At 66.0% G+C, this 15,318-nt stretch carries 15 protein-coding genes and 1 tRNA gene; 5 read left to right on the top strand and 11 right to left on the bottom strand.

The genetic code is table 11. The annotated features are described in order from the left end of the window. Positions 1 to 33 precede the first annotated feature (33 nt). The 5 genes from BLV60_RS01965 to yaaA form a co-directional block, all read right to left on the bottom strand. Complete coding sequence (locus tag BLV60_RS01965) at positions 34 to 963, bottom strand: SDR family NAD(P)-dependent oxidoreductase (RefSeq protein WP_093049034.1); 930 nt, start codon at positions 961 to 963, stop codon at positions 34 to 36. A gap of 115 nt (positions 964 to 1,078) precedes the next feature. Continuing rightward, on the bottom strand, positions 1,079 to 1,948 hold the full coding sequence (gene queF, locus BLV60_RS01960; protein WP_093049031.1) for an NADPH-dependent 7-cyano-7-deazaguanine reductase QueF: 870 nt from the start codon (positions 1,946 to 1,948) through the stop codon (positions 1,079 to 1,081). Beyond that, a complete protein-coding gene (locus tag BLV60_RS01955) occupies positions 1,945 to 2,847 on the bottom strand; it encodes an alpha/beta fold hydrolase (protein WP_093049028.1) in 903 nt (300 codons plus the stop codon). Before BLV60_RS01955 ends, queF begins: the two co-directional genes overlap by 4 nt. A gap of 29 nt (positions 2,848 to 2,876) precedes the next feature. Beyond that, positions 2,877 to 3,719 (bottom strand): 2OG-Fe(II) oxygenase, encoded by an 843-nt coding sequence (locus BLV60_RS01950; protein ID WP_093049025.1) that lies wholly within the window; start codon positions 3,717 to 3,719, stop codon positions 2,877 to 2,879. Next, on the bottom strand, positions 3,719 to 4,501 hold the full coding sequence (gene yaaA, locus BLV60_RS01945; protein WP_093049022.1) for a peroxide stress protein YaaA: 783 nt from the start codon (positions 4,499 to 4,501) through the stop codon (positions 3,719 to 3,721). Before yaaA ends, BLV60_RS01950 begins: the two co-directional genes overlap by 1 nt. A 106-nt stretch (positions 4,502 to 4,607) precedes the next feature. Between yaaA and BLV60_RS01940 the strand changes: the two genes are divergently transcribed. Continuing rightward, positions 4,608 to 7,487, top strand: coding sequence for a valine--tRNA ligase (locus BLV60_RS01940; protein WP_093049019.1), 2,880 nt, complete (start codon positions 4,608 to 4,610; stop codon positions 7,485 to 7,487). A 96-nt stretch (positions 7,488 to 7,583) separates the two neighbouring features. Next, positions 7,584 to 8,474, top strand: coding sequence for a UTP--glucose-1-phosphate uridylyltransferase GalU (gene galU / locus BLV60_RS01935; protein ID WP_093049016.1), 891 nt, complete (start codon positions 7,584 to 7,586; stop codon positions 8,472 to 8,474). A gap of 75 nt (positions 8,475 to 8,549) precedes the next feature. Here galU and BLV60_RS01930 read toward each other — a convergent pair whose 3' ends face one another. The 3 genes from BLV60_RS01930 to cysM all read right to left on the bottom strand — a co-directional run bounded on the left by BLV60_RS01930 (position 8,550) and on the right by cysM (position 10,309). Further along, positions 8,550 to 8,777: a sulfurtransferase TusA family protein gene (locus BLV60_RS01930; protein ID WP_093049013.1), complete on the bottom strand. Its 228-nt coding sequence runs from the start codon at positions 8,775 to 8,777 to the stop codon at positions 8,550 to 8,552. Next, positions 8,767 to 9,342 carry an NUDIX domain-containing protein gene (locus tag BLV60_RS01925; protein WP_093049010.1) on the bottom strand — a complete coding sequence of 192 codons (576 nt, stop codon included), beginning with the start codon at positions 9,340 to 9,342 and terminating at the stop codon, positions 8,767 to 8,769. The genes BLV60_RS01930 and BLV60_RS01925 overlap by 11 nt, the downstream gene beginning before the upstream one ends. Before the next feature lie 64 nt (positions 9,343 to 9,406). Beyond that, positions 9,407 to 10,309 (bottom strand): cysteine synthase CysM, encoded by a 903-nt coding sequence (gene cysM / locus BLV60_RS01920; RefSeq protein WP_093049007.1) that lies wholly within the window; start codon positions 10,307 to 10,309, stop codon positions 9,407 to 9,409. A gap of 42 nt (positions 10,310 to 10,351) precedes the next feature. Between cysM and BLV60_RS01915 the strand changes: the two genes are divergently transcribed. Then, positions 10,352 to 10,436, top strand: a tRNA-Leu gene (locus tag BLV60_RS01915). 123 nt (positions 10,437 to 10,559) lie between these two features. On the opposite strand, the gene BLV60_RS01910 is transcribed toward BLV60_RS01915, so the two are convergent. After that, positions 10,560 to 11,501 (bottom strand): SDR family oxidoreductase, encoded by a 942-nt coding sequence (locus tag BLV60_RS01910; protein ID WP_093049004.1) that lies wholly within the window; start codon positions 11,499 to 11,501, stop codon positions 10,560 to 10,562. Positions 11,502 to 11,580: 79 nt separating this feature from the next. Here BLV60_RS01910 and BLV60_RS01905 point away from each other — a divergent pair, with 79 nt between their 5' ends. Together BLV60_RS01905 and BLV60_RS01900 are read left to right on the top strand one after the other, a co-directional pair. After that, positions 11,581 to 12,645, top strand: a complete 1,065-nt coding sequence (locus BLV60_RS01905) for a CDP-6-deoxy-delta-3,4-glucoseen reductase (protein WP_093049000.1) — start codon at positions 11,581 to 11,583, stop codon at positions 12,643 to 12,645. A 31-nt stretch (positions 12,646 to 12,676) separates the two neighbouring features. Next, complete coding sequence (locus tag BLV60_RS01900; protein ID WP_093048997.1) at positions 12,677 to 13,654, top strand: Bug family tripartite tricarboxylate transporter substrate binding protein; 978 nt, start codon at positions 12,677 to 12,679, stop codon at positions 13,652 to 13,654. 105 nt (positions 13,655 to 13,759) lie between these two features. On the opposite strand, the gene BLV60_RS01895 is transcribed toward BLV60_RS01900, so the two are convergent. Both BLV60_RS01895 and BLV60_RS01890 read right to left on the bottom strand, forming a co-directional pair. Continuing rightward, positions 13,760 to 14,527, bottom strand: coding sequence for an ABC transporter ATP-binding protein (locus BLV60_RS01895; protein WP_093050343.1), 768 nt, complete (start codon positions 14,525 to 14,527; stop codon positions 13,760 to 13,762). Positions 14,528 to 14,543: 16 nt separating this feature from the next. Beyond that, positions 14,544 to 15,317, bottom strand: a complete 774-nt coding sequence (locus BLV60_RS01890) for an ABC transporter ATP-binding protein (protein WP_093048994.1) — start codon at positions 15,315 to 15,317, stop codon at positions 14,544 to 14,546. Position 15,318: the final 1 nt, after the last annotated feature.

The raw sequence follows: 15,318 nt of genomic DNA, 5'->3' as shown, positions 1-15,318 counted from the left end.
TGGTGCCGTGCGTACCCTCTTGCGGGTTTCTCCTCAGACCGGGTCCCAGCTGAACACGTCGGCCGAGCGGTCCAGCGGGAAGAAGCTGGCGCGCATCGCGGGCATGGCGTGCTCGGCGATGCTCTGCGGCGTCCAGCCTTCGGAGCGGTGGATGGAGCGCACCGGGCGCGGCTGGCTGATGAGCGAGATCTCGTTGTTGCGCACCGAAAAGATCTGGCCGTTGACCGCGCCGGCCGCATCGCTCGCAAGGTAGACGGCGAGCGGCGCGACCTTGGCTGGCGTCATCTGCTTGATCTTGTCGACGCGGGCGCGCTGCTCGTCGGTGTCGGTAGGAATGGCGCCGATCATGCGGCTCCAGGCAAAGGGTGCGATGCAATTGGAGCGCACGTTGAATTTCTGCATGTCGAGTGCAATCGACTTCGACAGCGCCACGATGCCGAGCTTGGCGGCCGAATAGTTGGCCTGGCCGAAGTTGCCGATGAGGCCCGAGGTCGAGGTCATGTGCACCAGCGCGCCCGAGTTCTGCTCCTTGAAATGCGTGGCTGCCGCGCGGCTCACGTAGTAGGAGCCGTACAGGTGCACCTTGAGCACCGAGTCCCACTCGTCGACCGACATCTTGTGGAAGAAGCGGTCGCGCAGGATGCCGGCGTTGTTGACCACCGCATCGATGCGCCCGAAGCTGTCGACCGCGCACTGCACGATGCGCGCCGCGCTGGCGGCGTCTGCCACGTTGTCGGTGTTGGGCACGGCCTGCCCGCCGGCCGCGCGGATCTCGTCGACCACCTGCTGGGCGGGGCCTGCGCTGCGGGTTGGGCCGCCTCCTTCGGCGTCGAGTGCTCCATCGAGCGCGGCGCCGATGTCATTGACCACCACCTTCGCACCGTGGGCCGCCATGGCCAGCGCAATGTCGCGCCCGATGCCGCCGCCCGCGCCCGTGACGACGACCACTTTTCCTTCAACCATGTTTGTCTCTGCTCCGGATGTTCGCCCGCGGGTTCGCGGGCGAATTTCAGAATGCCACAGGCGGGGCAGGAACGGGTTTCGGGTTTCCGAAGAGGGGCTTAAGGGCTGCTTCGGCTTACTGCCGCGCCGTGCGGATATTCAACGGCAGCGCCTGCGGCCAGCTCGTGCGGAACGGATTGATGTCCAGCCCGCCACGACGCGTGTAGCGCGCATACACCATGAGCTTGGTCGGCTTGCAGCGGCTCCAGATGTCCGTGAACATGCGCTCGGCGCAGGGCTCGTGGAATTCGTTGTGATTGCGAAAGCTCACGATGTACGCCAGCAGCCCGGCTTGGTCGATGGGCGGGCCGCTGTAGCGGATCTGCACGCTGCCCCAGTCGGGCTGGCCGGTGACGAGGCAGTTGCTCTTGAGCAGGCGGCTGGTGAGGGTTTCGTTCACGTGCACCTGCGTGGCGTCGCTGCTCAGCAGCTCGGGGGCGGGCTGGTAGTGGGTGCACTCGATGTCGAGGCGGTCGAGGTCGAGGCCGTCGAGTTCGTGCACCGGCTCGCGGTCGAACATGTCGGGCGCCAGCAGATTCACGCCGATGCCGGCCGACTGGTCGCTGCCGCGCCATGCGGCCTCCGACAGGTCGGCGCGCAGGCGCTCGCGCACCGCGTCGATGCTCGCGAACTGGCTGTTGTTGAAGCTGTTGAGGTAGAGCTTGAAGCTCTTGCTCTCGATGATGTTGGGCGTCTCGCACGGAATGGTGAAGTGCGCGATGGCCAGTTGCGGCTTGCCGCGCAGGTTGAGCCAGCTCACTTCGAAGGCGCTCCAGAGGTCGGCGCCGAAGAACGGCAAGGCGCCGGCCTTGATGCCCATGGCCTCGCGCTGCGTGGCGCGCGCGATGGGAAACAGCAGCGTGGGGTCGTAGTGGTCGGCGTAGGCCGAGGCGCGGCCGAGCTGCGATTGCTCGGGCGTGTTGGGGTTCGTCGGGTCGTGGCTCATGGCTTGGCTTCTCTGGATTCCGCCGCGTGCGCGAACGGAGCAATGTGGTTGGCGAGGATGGTGCACACCTCGGGCGGCAGGTCATGGCCCATGCCGGGAACGGGGACGAACTTCGAGCCCGGAATGCGTTTGGCCGTGTCCTCTCCGCAGGCGATGGGTACGAGCGCATCGGCCTCGCCGTGCAGCACCAGCGTGGGCGACTGGATGCGGGGCAGCACCTGGGGGCGGTCGGCATCGGCGCCGATGGCCAGCATCTGGCGCATCAGGCCGGCCGGGTGGTACGAGCGCCGCATGCTGAAGGTGAGGCGCTCGGCCAGGTCTTCATCGCTTTGCGGGTAGGCGGGGCTCTGGATGAGCCGCAGCAGCCTGATGCTGTGCGCGACCAGTTCGGCCTCGCTGCTGCCTGACGGACGGCGCATGAGCATGGAAGTGACTTCGCGGCGCGGCCCGGGCAGGCCGCGCGCACCACTCGAACTCATGATGCTCACGAGGCTGGTCGCGCGTTGCGGCGCGCTGGCGGCCAGGCGCTGGGCGATCATGCCGCCCATGGAGGCACCGACGATGTGGGCCTTGGCTATGCCCAGTGCGTCGAGCACGCCGAGCGAATCGAGGGTCATGTCCTGCAACGTGTAGGCCGAGCGCACCTTCAGGCCGAGGCGGTGGCGAATCGTTTCCCACACCAGGTTGCCGACGCCCGCGTGGTCGAAGCCCTGGCTCAGGCCGATGTCGCGGTTGTCGTGGCGCACCACGCGAAAACCCGCCTCCACCAGTTGCTGCACGAAGCCGGTGGGCCAGGCCACCAGCTGCATGCCCAGGCCCATGATGAGCAGGATGACAGGGCGCCCTTCGCCTCCGGTGTCGTCGACTTCGATCTGCAGCCCGTTGGCGGTGACTTTCATTGGTTCCCTGGTCTTCTTTCCTTGGTCTTCTACTTGAACTCGCGCTCGCGCAGCCACTTGGTGGCGACCCACTTTTCGCCCGCCAGCACCGGCGCGCCGCCGTGCAGGGTGCGGGTGACGGGGTCGGGCCGGTCGTAGCTGAAGAACACGCCGCAGCCGCGCACGGGCGCCACTTCGAGGCCCACGTCGGGGAAGGTGGTGGCGCCGCCACCCTCGGGCTCCTGCAGGTACATCACGAGCGTGGCGACGCGCTGGCCGCCGCGCTTGAGGATGGTGGGCGTGCCCGGCTCGTTCGGGTCGAAGTAGTCGTAGTGCGGGCGGTACTGCGCGCCGGGGGCATAGCGCAGGATCTGCAGGCCTTCGCCGAATTCGAGCGGCCAGCGCAGCAGCGCTGCGATGCGCTGCTCCAGGCGCGCGACGATCTCGTTCTCGCCACGTTCGAAGAACATGCCGTCGCTGGTGCGATCGACGTTGAGTACCTCGCCGCCGGTGCGCGTCTCCACGGTGAGCGAGCGCGCGAGCCGCACGCGCGCAGCGGCGATCAGACCTTCACACTCTTCGCCAGACAGCAGGTTGCCGAAGACGATGACACGCGGATGCCGCATGGTCTGCAGCACCTGCACGCGGCGGTCGCCGGCATCGAGATGCAGCGGCGCGCCATCGAGGTCGGGGCCGGGCATTTCCGTGTGCACGGGCGGCAAGGCCACTTCCACGTTGGGGAAGCCGGCTTCGAGCTGGGCCAGCGCCGTGTCGGCGGCGGCATCGTGCCAGCCGGCCGCGCGCATGGACGCACGCAGCGCCGGCACCGAGTGCCCGGCCGCGAGCTGGGCCACCAGCCACTCGCGCAGTTCCGGACTGATTGGTTGGGACATCAGACTTTTCTCCTGAACACCAGCCTTTCGGCGGTTGACACCTGAGCGTCGAAACCATAACCCTCGAGGTCGAACTTTTCCAGTGCCTTGGGCGTGGCCGCCTTGTGCTGCACGGCCCAGCGCGCCAGCAGCCCGCGAGCACGCTTGGCGAAGAAGCTCACGATCTTGTACTTGTCGCCCTTCCACTCCTCGAACACGCATTCGACCACACGGGCCTTGAGCACCTTCTTGTCGACCGATTTGAAGTACTCCTGCGAGGCGACGTTGACGACCACCGGGGTGCGATCGGCCGCCAGGCGCTCGTTCAGGTGCTCGGCGATGCGCGAGCCCCAGAAGGCGTACAGGTCCTTGCCGTGGCGGTTGGCGAGCGAGGTGCCCATTTCGAGGCGGTAGGGCTGCAGCAGGTCGAGCGGGCGCAGCAGGCCGTAGAGGCCGCTGAGGATGCAGACATGGTCTTGCGCCCAGTCAAGCTGCGCCCTGGTGAGGGTGCGGGCGTCAAGGCCGCCGTAGACGTCGCCGTCGAAGGCGAAAGCGGCCTGGCGGGCGTTCTTCGCGCTGCTCTTGCTGGACCAGGCCTCGTAGCGGGCCACGTTCAGGGCCGAGAGCTTGTCCGACAGGTGCATGAGCTCCGAAATCTGCTGGGGCGACTTCTCGCGCAGCAGCTTGATCAGCTCGACCGAAGGACCGCGGGGGGATTCGAAAGGGGGTTGGGTGGCGGGGAGTTCGGAGGGGAGCGGGGTGTCGTAATCGAGCGACTTTGCAGGGGAAAGCAGGAAGAGCATCCCGGAATTATCCGTGGCTGCCGTGACGCCAGGCCGCCCCGGTAAAATCGCGGGCTATCCCACCCTGTCCCCCAACGGCTCCCTGAAGGGCCGTTCTGCATTTCCCATGAGCGAACCCATCACCCCTTCCGCCCAGCCCGGCCTCGACAGCCTGTCGAAATCGTTCGAACCCGCCGCCATCGAGGCGCACTGGGGCCCGGAATGGGAGAAGCGCGGCTATGCCAAGGCCGGCTTCCGCGGCACGCAGCAACCCAAGGAAGGCGCCGAGTCGTTCGCGATCCAGCTGCCGCCGCCCAACGTGACGGGCACGCTGCACATGGGCCATGCGTTCAACCAGACGATCATGGACAGCCTCACGCGGTATCACCGCATGAAGGGCGACAACACGCTGTGGGTGCCGGGCACCGACCACGCCGGCATCGCAACGCAGATCGTGGTGGAGCGCCAGCTGCAGGAGCAGAAGGTCAGCCGCCATGACCTGGGCCGCAAGAACTTCGTGGCGCGCGTGTGGGAGTGGAAAGAAAAGTCGGGCAACACCATCACCGAGCAGATGCGCCGCATGGGCGACACGGTGGACTGGAGCCGCGAATACTTCACGATGGACGACGACCTCTCGGCGGTCGTGACGCAGACCTTCGTGAAGCTGTACGAAGAGGGCCTCATCTACCGCGGCAAGCGCCTGGGCAACTGGGACCCGGTGCTCAAGACCTCGGTGAGCGATCTCGAAGTCGAGAGCGAAGAAGAAGACGGCTCGCTCTGGCACATCGCCTACCCGCTGGAAGACGGCAGCGGCACGCTGACCGTGGCCACCACCCGGCCCGAAACCATGCTGGGCGACACGGCCGTGATGGTCCACCCGGAAGACGAGCGCTACAAGCACCTGATCGGCAAGCACGTGAAGCTGCCGCTGGTGGACAAACTCATCCCAATCATTGCCGACGACTACGTCGACAAGGAATTCGGCACGGGCGTGGTGAAGGTCACGCCCGCCCACGACTACAACGACTACGCAGTCGGCCAGCGCCACAAGCTCGAGATGATCGGTGTGCTGACGCTGGACGCGACCATCAACGACAACGCACCCGAGAAGTACCGAGGCCTCGACCGCTTCGTGGCGCGCAAGGCCATCGTGGCCGACCTCGACGCACTGGGCCTGCTGGTCGAGGTGAAGAAGCACAAGCTGATGGTGCCGCGCTGCGCGCGCTCGGGCGCCATCGTCGAGCCGATGCTCACCGACCAGTGGTACGTGGCCATGACGCGCCCCGGCGCCGACGGCCAGTCGATCGCGCAGAAGGCCATCGACGTGGTGAAGTCGGGCGAAGTGCGCTTCGTGCCCGAGAACTGGGTCAACACCTACAACCACTGGATGGAGAACATCCAGGACTGGACCATCTCGCGCCAGCTGTGGTGGGGCCACCAGATCCCGGCCTGGTACGACGAGGAAGGCAATGTGTACGTGGCCGAGAACGAGGCCGATGCACAGGCCAAGGCGCCGGGCAAGAAGCTCGTGCGCGACGAGGACGTGCTCGACACCTGGTACTCGTCGGCGCTGGTGCCCTTCTCTTCGCTCGGCTGGCCCGCGAAGACGCAGGACCTCGACCTGTACCTGCCCTCGACCGTGCTGGTGACGGGCTACGACATCATCTTCTTCTGGGTCGCCCGGATGATCATGATGACCAAGCACTTCATCGGCAAGGTGCCCTTCAAGCACGTGTACATCCACGGCCTGGTGCGCGACGCGCAGGGCAAGAAGATGAGCAAGTCTGAAGGCAACGTGCTGGACCCGGTCGATTTGATCGACGGCATCGAGCTGCCCCAGCTGCTGGACAAGCGCACGCAAGGCCTGCGCAAGCCCGAGACGGCGCCTGCGGTGCGCAAGAACACGCAGAAGGAGTTTCCGGACGGCATTCCGGCCTTTGGCGCCGATGCGCTGCGCTTTACCTTCGCTTCGCTGGCTTCGCTGGGCCGCAGCATCAACTTCGATTCGAAGCGCTGCGAGGGATATCGCAACTTCTGCAACAAGCTGTGGAACGCCACGCGCTTCGTGCTGATGAATTGCGAAGGCCAGGACTGCGGCCTGCTGGAGCACACGAAGGAAGAGTGCAAGGTCGGCGGCCCGGCGCATGGCTACCTGAAGTTCAGCCGCGCCGACTACTGGATCGTGTCGCAACTGCAGCGCGTGGAGGCCGAAGTGGCCAAGGGCTTCGAGGAATACCGCCTCGACAACGTGGCCAATGCGATCTACCAGTTCGCCTGGGACGAGTTCTGCGACTGGTACCTGGAAATCGCCAAGGTGCAGATCCAGACCGGCGACGATTCGCAGAAGCGCGCCACGCGCCGCACGCTGATCCGCACGCTCGAAACGCTGCTGCGCCTGGCACACCCGGTGATTCCGTTCATCACGGAAGAGCTGTGGCAGAAGGTGTCGAAGGTTGCAGGACGTGAGGGCGAGTCGATCATGATCGCGGCCTATCCGAAGAGCCAGCCGGAGAAGATCGATGAAGCGGCCGAGGCATATGTGGCGCGGCTGAAGGCGCTGGTCGATGCATGCCGCACGCTGCGCGGCGAGATGAATGTTTCGCCAGCCACGCGCCTGCCGCTCTACGCAGTGGCCGACGACGCCGAGGGCGCGGCCTTCCTGCGCGAATCGGCACCTGTGCTGCAGGCGCTTGCCAAGCTGAAGGAAGTGAAGGTCTTCGACGACGAGGCCTCGTGGTCGGCCGCGGCCGAAGCGGCGCCGGTGGCGGTGGTGGGTGCAGCGCGCCTGTGCCTGCACATGGAGATCGACAAGGCTGCGGAGAAAGTTCGCATCGGCAAGGAAATCGCGCGCATCGAAGGCGAGATCGCCAAGGTGCACGGCAAGCTCAGCAACGAAGCCTTCGTCGCAAAGGCTCCGCCGGCCGTGATCGAGCAAGAACGTAAACGTCTGACTGACTTCACGGCCACTCTGGAGCGTTTGCGCGACCAGCTTGTGCGCCTCGGCTGACAGACGCAGGGCTTTGAGGGCGTTTAGGATTCCAGGAGCGGCTGCGCGCCGCTGCGCCTCCTAACTCCCCTCTTCAAGAAAGACGCTGAGCTGCCCATGTCCACTTCCTCGACCCGCATCCGCAAGGCCGTATTCCCTGTTGCAGGCTTTGGTACTCGCTTCTTGCCAGCCACCAAGGCACAGCCAAAGGAAATGCTGCCGGTGGTCGACAAGCCGCTGATCCAGTACGCCGTCGAAGAGGCGTATGCCGCGGGCATCCGCGACATGATCTTCGTGACCGGCCGCAACAAGCGCGCCATCGAGGATCACTACGACACCGCCTACGAGCTCGAAAGCCAGCTCGAGGCCAGCGGCAAGACCGCCCTGCTCAACATCGCGCGCTCGGTCATGCCCGACGACATGACCTGCTCCTACGTGCGCCAGCCGCGCATGCTGGGCCTGGGCCATGCGGTGCTGTGCGCCGAACACCTGGTGGGCAACGAACCCTTCGCCGTGCTGCTGGCAGACGACCTGATGGTCGGCCCCGATGGCGGCGAGCCCGTGCTGGCGCAAATGACCGCAGCTTTCGCCCGCCTCGGCGGCTCGCTGCTGGCAGTGCAGGAAGTGCCGCTGGCGCACGTCAAGCGCTACGGCATCGTGGCCGGCGACGCGGTCGAAGACGGCCTGATAAAGGTCAACCGCATGGTCGAGAAGCCGAAGCCCGAAGACGCGCCCTCGCGCCTGGGCGTGGCGGGCCGCTACATCCTCACGCCGGGCGTGTTCGACGAAATTCGCAACCAGCCCAAGGGCGCGGGCGGCGAGATCCAGCTGACCGACGGCATCGCGGCGCTGATGAAGAAGGAATCGGTCTACGCCTATTCGTACAAGGGCATCCGCTACGACTGCGGCAGCAAGGAAGGCTTTCTGCAGGCATCGGTGGAACTGGCGCTGGCGCACCCCGAAGTGGGCGCGGAATTCCGCGAATACCTCAAGAGCCTGAAGCTGTAATCGTCTCTGCTTCGAGGTGCCATCATGAACAAAGGGCCGCAGTAGCGGCCCTTTTCTTTTGTTTCTTTTGCTTCGTCAGCGGCGCTTGAGCACGTGGATGAAGTCGCTGCCGACGGTTTCCTGCTCCATCAGCTCGTTGCCCGTCTGGCGCGCAAAGGCCTGAAAGTCGCGGATCGATCCCGGATCGGTCGACACCACCTTCAGCAATTGCCCGCTCAGCATCTCGTTAAGCGATTTCTTCGCCTTGAGAATGGGCAATGGGCAGTTCAGCCCGCGCGTGTCGAGCTCGCGGTCAACTTGCATTGCCCGGCTCCGGCGGCAGGTTCAGGCCGCGGCGGCGCTCTTCGTTTTCCGCGGCGGTGAAGAACACGGGCTCGTGCCCGCGCGTGCGCAGCCAGTCGGCCAGCGCATAGCCGGTGCCGGCGGGCCAGCACCGGAGATCGGGTAGGTCGTAGAGGCGGTAGTCGACCAGTTCGGGCGAGAGCTTCACCTCACCATCGGCCACCACGTGGTACGCGATGATGATCTGGTTCATGCGCTGGAAGTCGTACGCGCCGACGAGCTTGGTTGCGCTGACGTCGAGGTTGGTTTCTTCTTTCACCTCGCGCGCAACGCCCTCCTCGGGCGTCTCGCCGGCTTCCATGAAGCCGGTGATCAGCGCGAACATCTTGCCCGGCCATGCCGCATTGCGCGCCAGCAGCACCTGGCCGCGGTACTCGACGATGGCCGCGAGCACGGGGGTCGGGTTGTTCCAGTGGGTGTGGCCACAGTTGGGGCAGCGCAGGCGCTCCTTGGGGCCGCCGTCTTCCATCAACGCGATCCACTCGAGCGGCGTAGCGCAGACCTGGCAAAACTTGGGATGGGGCATGGGGTCTCTTTTCTTTTTTGTGGCTGCCTGAGCGCCTTGAGCGGGCGCTGCTGCCGGTCGTTGCTTATGCGGGAAAGACGCCCGTCGAAAGGTAGCGGTCGCCCCGGTCGCAGACAACGAACACGATGGTGGCGTTCTCCACCGTCTTCGCCACTTCGAGCGCGGCCCACAACGCACCTGCGGCCGAGATGCCGCCGAAGATGCCCTCTTCGCGCGCGAGGCGCCGGCACATTTCTTCTGCGTCGTCCTGGCTCACGCTGATTTCTTCGTCGACCCGGCTCGGGTCGAAGATTTTCGGCATGTACTCCGCAGGCCATTTGCGGATGCCCGGAATGCGCGAGCCTTCGGCCGGCTGCGCGCCGATGATGCGCACTGCCGGGTTCTTCTCTTTCAGGAAGCGCGAGACGCCGGTGATGGTGCCGGTGGTGCCCATGGCGCTCACGAAGTGCGTGACCTTGCCCTTGGTGTCGGCCCAGATCTCGGGGCCGGTGGTCTCGTAATGGATGCGCGGGTTGTCGGGGTTGGCGAACTGATCGAGCACGCGTCCCTTGCCCTGCGCGACCATCTGCTCGGCGAGGTCGCGCGCGTATTCCATGCCGCCGCTCTTGGGCGTGAGCACCAGCTCGGCGCCGAAGGCCTTCATGGTCTGCGCGCGCTCCACCGACAGGTCCTCCGGCATGATGAGCACCATGCGGTAGCCCTTGATGGCCGCGGCCATGGCCAGGGCGATGCCGGTGTTGCCGGAGGTGGCTTCGATGAGGGTGTCGCCAGGCTTGATCTCGCCGCGCTCCTCGGCGCGCCGGATCATCGAGAGGGCCGGCCGGTCTTTGACCGAACCAGCCGGATTGTTGCCTTCGAGCTTGCCGAGAATCACGTTGCCGCGCTTGGCGTTTTCTGCGGCGTTGATGCGTTGCAGGGCGACCAGGGGGGTCTTGCCAATGGCGTCTTCGATCGTCGGATAATTCATGGCAGCCACTGTGCCATAATTTTGGGCTTCGTTCAGAACCCTGCCCGGGTGGTGAAATTGGTAGACGCAGGGGACTCAAAATCCCCCACCGAAAGGTGTGCCGGTTCGATTCCGGCCCCGGGCACCACACTTTGGCTCGCCCCCAGGCTACGCGCACTTCGTGTCGCTTCGCCTTCCCCCTACCGGGGGCGACACCGGTGGCCCGGCGAAGCCGGTTCCACGGTGTCCCTGGAATGGGCCCTGCTCTCCCCTATGTCGGCTCGTTCTGTTCGCGCAGGCCTGTATGCACCGTCGGGTGCGAAAGCCGCACCCGCAGTTCGCGCTTGAGACGTGTGTTGTCCAGCCGGCGCGATTCCCCCATGAAACTCAGCAGTTGCAGCGGCAGTTGCCGCTCGGCCTCGCCACGGGCCACTCGCGGCGGGCGGGGCATGCCGTACATATCGGCGGCCAGGTCTACGTAGTCGCCCATGCGCAGTTCGGTGTCGTCCGAGGCATGCACGATGCGCTGCGGCTTGCCTCGAAACAACGCGGCGATACAGGCGCGCGCAAGGTCGTCTGCGTGGATGTGGCTGGTGTAGACGTCGTCTTCGTGCCTCAGCACGGGCGTGCCGCGCTGCAGGCGGCCGCGCGGGGTGCCGTTTTCGCGGTCGGGGGCGTAGATGCCCGGAATGCGCAGGATGCTGGCGCGCACGCCTGCGCTGCGGCCCAGCCAGCGCACGGCTCGTTCGGCGTCCACGCGGCGGTGGGAGCGTGGGGTGTCGGGGCGCACAACGCGGGTTTCGTTCACGCGGGCGCCGCCGCAGTCGCCGTATACGCCGCTGGTCGAGCCGTAGACGAAGGCGGAAGGCACCGACCGCAGCCGCAGTGCCCGCGCCAGTGCAGTAGTGCGCTGGTCGCGCCACCAGGCGGCGCCACCGTCACGGGCGGGCGGTGCCAGGTGCAGCACCCGCGTTGCGATGCCCGCCAGGCGGCGCAGGGTTGCTGCGTCGTCCAGATTGCCCACCAGCGGGCGGATGCCGGCCGTGCGCAGGGCGCCCACGCGGTCGGCCGACGAAGTGAGCGCCACCAGTTGCATGCGGCCGCGCAGGTCGCGCGCCACGCGCTGGCCGACGTCGCCGCACCCGACGATCAGCAGGCGTTCGCGCCGGAAACGCGCTGGCAGAGCGCCGGAGGGGCTATTGATTGAAGGCAAAATCCTGTTCCTGTCCCAATTCAGTTGCTCACCGGGTCTTACGCACGGCCCGGGCAGAGTTCACCCTCGAAGAATACCGATGACTGCTACAGCGCCGCATGAAGCGGGCTTTTCCATCCACGTCGAACCCAGCGGACGCCATTTCGTGGTCCACGGCGACGAAACCATCCTGGCGGCCGGCATTCGCCAGGGCATCGGCCTTCCCTATGGCTGCAAGGACGGCGCCTGCGGCTCGTGCAAGTGCAAGAAGCTCTCAGGCGAGGTCACCCTCGGCCCGCACCAGAGCAAGGCCCTGAGCGCCGAGGAACAGCTCGCCGGCTACGTGCTGACTTGCTGCGCGCACGCCAGGAGCGACGTGGTGCTCGAATCGCGGCAGGTCACTGAGGCCGGAGCGCTGCCGATTCGCAAGATGCCGGTGCGGGTGCTGGCCCTCACGCGCCAGTCGCACGACGTGATGATGGTGCGCCTGCAACTGCCGGCCGGCGAGCCGCTGCAGTTCTACGCTGGCCAGTATGTGGAATTCATCCTGCGCGACGGCGCGCGCCGCAGCTACTCGATGGCCAATGCGCCGCACACGCTGGGCGAGCCCGGCACGGGCATCGAACTGCATCTGCGGCACCTGCCCGGCGGCAAGTTCACCGACCATGTGTTCGGCACGATGAAGGAAAAGGAAATCCTGCGCATCGAAGGCCCCTTCGGCAGCTTCTTCCTGCGCGAGGACTCCGCCAAGCCGATGATCCTGCTGGCCTCGGGCACGGGCTTCGCGCCGATCAAGGCGCTGCTGGAACACATGCAGTTCAAGGCCATCGACCGGCCCGCCACGCTCTACTGGGGCGGCCGCCGGCCGGAAGACCTGTACATGGACGCATGGGTGCGCGAGCAGATGACGCAGATGCCGAACCTGCGCTACGTGCCCGTCATCTCCAACGCCACGCCCGAAGACAACTGGACCGGCCGCACCGGCTTCGTTCACCAGGCCGTGCTCGAAGACTTCGCCGACCTGTCGGGCCACCAGGTCTATGCCTGCGGCGCACCCATCGTGGTCGACTCGGCCAAGCGCGACTACGTGGCGCTGGCGGGCCTGCCCGAGGAAGAATTTTTTGCCGACGCGTTCACTACAGAGGCTGATAAAGCCCTTCCCTGAGACAAAACCAAAAAGAGAATCCCAAGAAAAAATGAAAACGAGACACTTCCTCCTCACCCTGATCGCAAGCACCACCGCCCTGCTGGGTGCCGGCCACGCCATGGCGCAGCAACAGCGCCCCATCCGCCTCGTCGTTCCCTACGCCGCAGGCGGCCCGATCGACAACACGGCTCGCATCCTGGCCGAACGCGTCAAGGACACGCTGGGCCCGGTCATCATCGACAACAAGCCCGGCGCGGGCGGCAACATCGGCGCCGACATCGTGGCGAAGGCGCCCGCCGACGGCCTGACGATCGGCATCGCGGCCACCGCCACCAACGCGGTGAATCCGTGGCTCTACAACAAGATTCCGTTCAACGCCGCAACCGACTTCGCACCAATCACGCAGATGGTCCGCGTGCCCAACGTGCTGGTGATGAACGCCGACACGGCCAAGCGCCTGAACATCAACAGCGTGGCCGACCTGATCCGCTATGCCAAGGCCAACCCGGCCAAGCTCAACTACGGCAGCGGCGGCAACGGCAGCGCGGGGCACCTCGCGGGCGAGCTGTTCAAGAAGGAAGCAGGCATCTTCGCGCTGCACATTCCGTACAACGGCGGCAGCCCGGCGCAACTGGCGCTGATCTCGGGGCAGGTCGATTTCAACTTCGACAACCTCGCCACCGCCGCGCCGAACATCCGCTCGGGCAAGCTGAAGGCGATTGCAGTGACGACGCTGCAGCGCAGCGCCTCGCTGCCCGATGTGCCGCCCATCGCCGACACGCTCAAGGGCTTCTCGATCGACACCTGGTGGGGCCTGGTCGCGCCGGCGGGTACGCCGCACGACGTGGTCGTGAAGCTCAATCAGGCGTTCGTAGCGGCCCTGAACGCACCGGAAACGAAGACGCGCTTCGCCGGACTGCTGGCGGAGCCGGTGGCCGGCTCGCCGGAGCAGTTCGGCGCGTTCATGAAGAGCGAACTCTCCAAGTACGAAGCGGTGGTCAAGGCCACCGGCGCGAAAGTGGACTAACCCCAGGCTGCGCGCACTTCGTGTCGCTTCGCCCTCCCCCTTGCAGGGGGCAATACCGGCGGCCCGGCAAAGCCGGTTCCGCGGTATTTCTTGAAGAGACCGGGACTACTCGCCCAAGTAAGCGGCCCGCACGCGCGGGTCGCTCAGCAGTTCCTTGGCATCGCCGTTCATCGTGATGAGGCCGGACTCCATCACGTAGCCACGGTCGGCCAGCTGCAGCGCGCGGTTGGCGTTCTGCTCCACCAGCAGGATCGTGACGCCCTGCGAGGCCACGGTCTGCACCACCTCGAAGATCTTGTCGCACATGATCGGCGACAGGCCCATGGTGGGTTCGTCCAGCAGCAGCACCTTGGGGCGCGCCATCAGCGCGCGGCCCATGGCCAGCATCTGCTGTTCGCCGCCCGACATGGTGCCGGCCAGCTGGTCCTTGCGCTCGCGCAGGCGCGGGAAGGTGACGAACACGCGCTCCATGTCGCTCGCGATGGCGGCCTTGTCCTTGCGGATGTAGGCGCCGATCTGCAGGTTCTCGGTGATGGTCATGCGCGTGAACACGCCACGGCCTTCGGGCACCATCACGAGGCCCTCTTCCACCAGGTCCCAGGCGCCGCGGCCCTTGATGCTGCGGCCCAGGAACTCGATGTTGCCGGCCCCGGCCGGCAGCGTGCCGGTGATGGCCTTCATGGTGGTGGTCTTGCCGGCGCCGTTGGAGCCGATCAGCGACACCAGTTCGCCTTCGCGCACCTCGAAGTCCACGCCCTTGACGGCCTGGATGCCGCCGTAGCCGACCTTCAGGCCGGAGACCTTCAGCAGCGTCTTGCCGGTGGCCTTGGCTTGTGCGGCATTGGCCCGGGTTGCTTCTTCAGCGCTTGTCATGGTTGCGGTGCTCATTTCAGTGGCCTCCCGTGCCGAGGTAGGCCTCAATCACTTTTTCATTCTTCTGCACGTCGGCGGGCGTACCTTCGGCAATCTGCTTGCCGTAGTCCAGCACGGTGACGCGGTCGCACAGGCCCATGATGAGCTTGACGTCGTGTTCGATGATCAGGATGGTGCGGTCGTCCTTGCGGATGCGGTCGATCAGTTCGCGCAGCAGCACCTTCTCGGTGGAGTTCATGCCGGCGGCGGGTTCGTCGAGCGCGATGAGCTGCGGGTCGGTGGCCAGTGCGCGTGCAATTTCGAGACGGCGCTGGTCGCCGTACGACAGCGTGCGCGCCTTGTAGTCGGCGAACTTGCCGATGCCCACGTAGTCGAGCAGTTCCTGTGCGCGCTTCGCAATGGCCTTCTCTTCAGCCTTGAAGCTGCCCGTGCGCAGCATGGCGCCGAAGATGCCCGACTGCGTGCGGATGTGGCGCCCGACCATCACGTTCTCGAGCGCCGTCATTTCGGCGAAGAGGCGGATGTTCTGGAAGGTGCGTGCAATGCCGGCCTTGGCCACTTCATGCACGGCCGTCGGCTGGTAGGGCTTGCCTGCGAGTTCGAAGGTGCCGCTGTCGGGCGTGTACAGCCCGGTGATCACGTTGAAGAAGGTGGTCTTGCCTGCGCCGTTGGGGCCGATCAGGCCGTAGACCTGGCCGCGCTTGATGGTGATGCCCACGTCGGACAGGGCCTGCAGCCCACCGAAGCGCTTGGAAATTCCACGAACGTCGAGGATGGTGTCTGTCGTCATG

It is taken from the genome of Variovorax sp. YR634, assembly GCF_900106655.1.
GTDB lineage: Bacteria > Pseudomonadota > Gammaproteobacteria > Burkholderiales > Burkholderiaceae_C > Variovorax.
The sequence above is the reverse complement of the archived record's forward strand: the minus strand, read 5'-3'. Positions and strand labels throughout refer to the sequence as shown.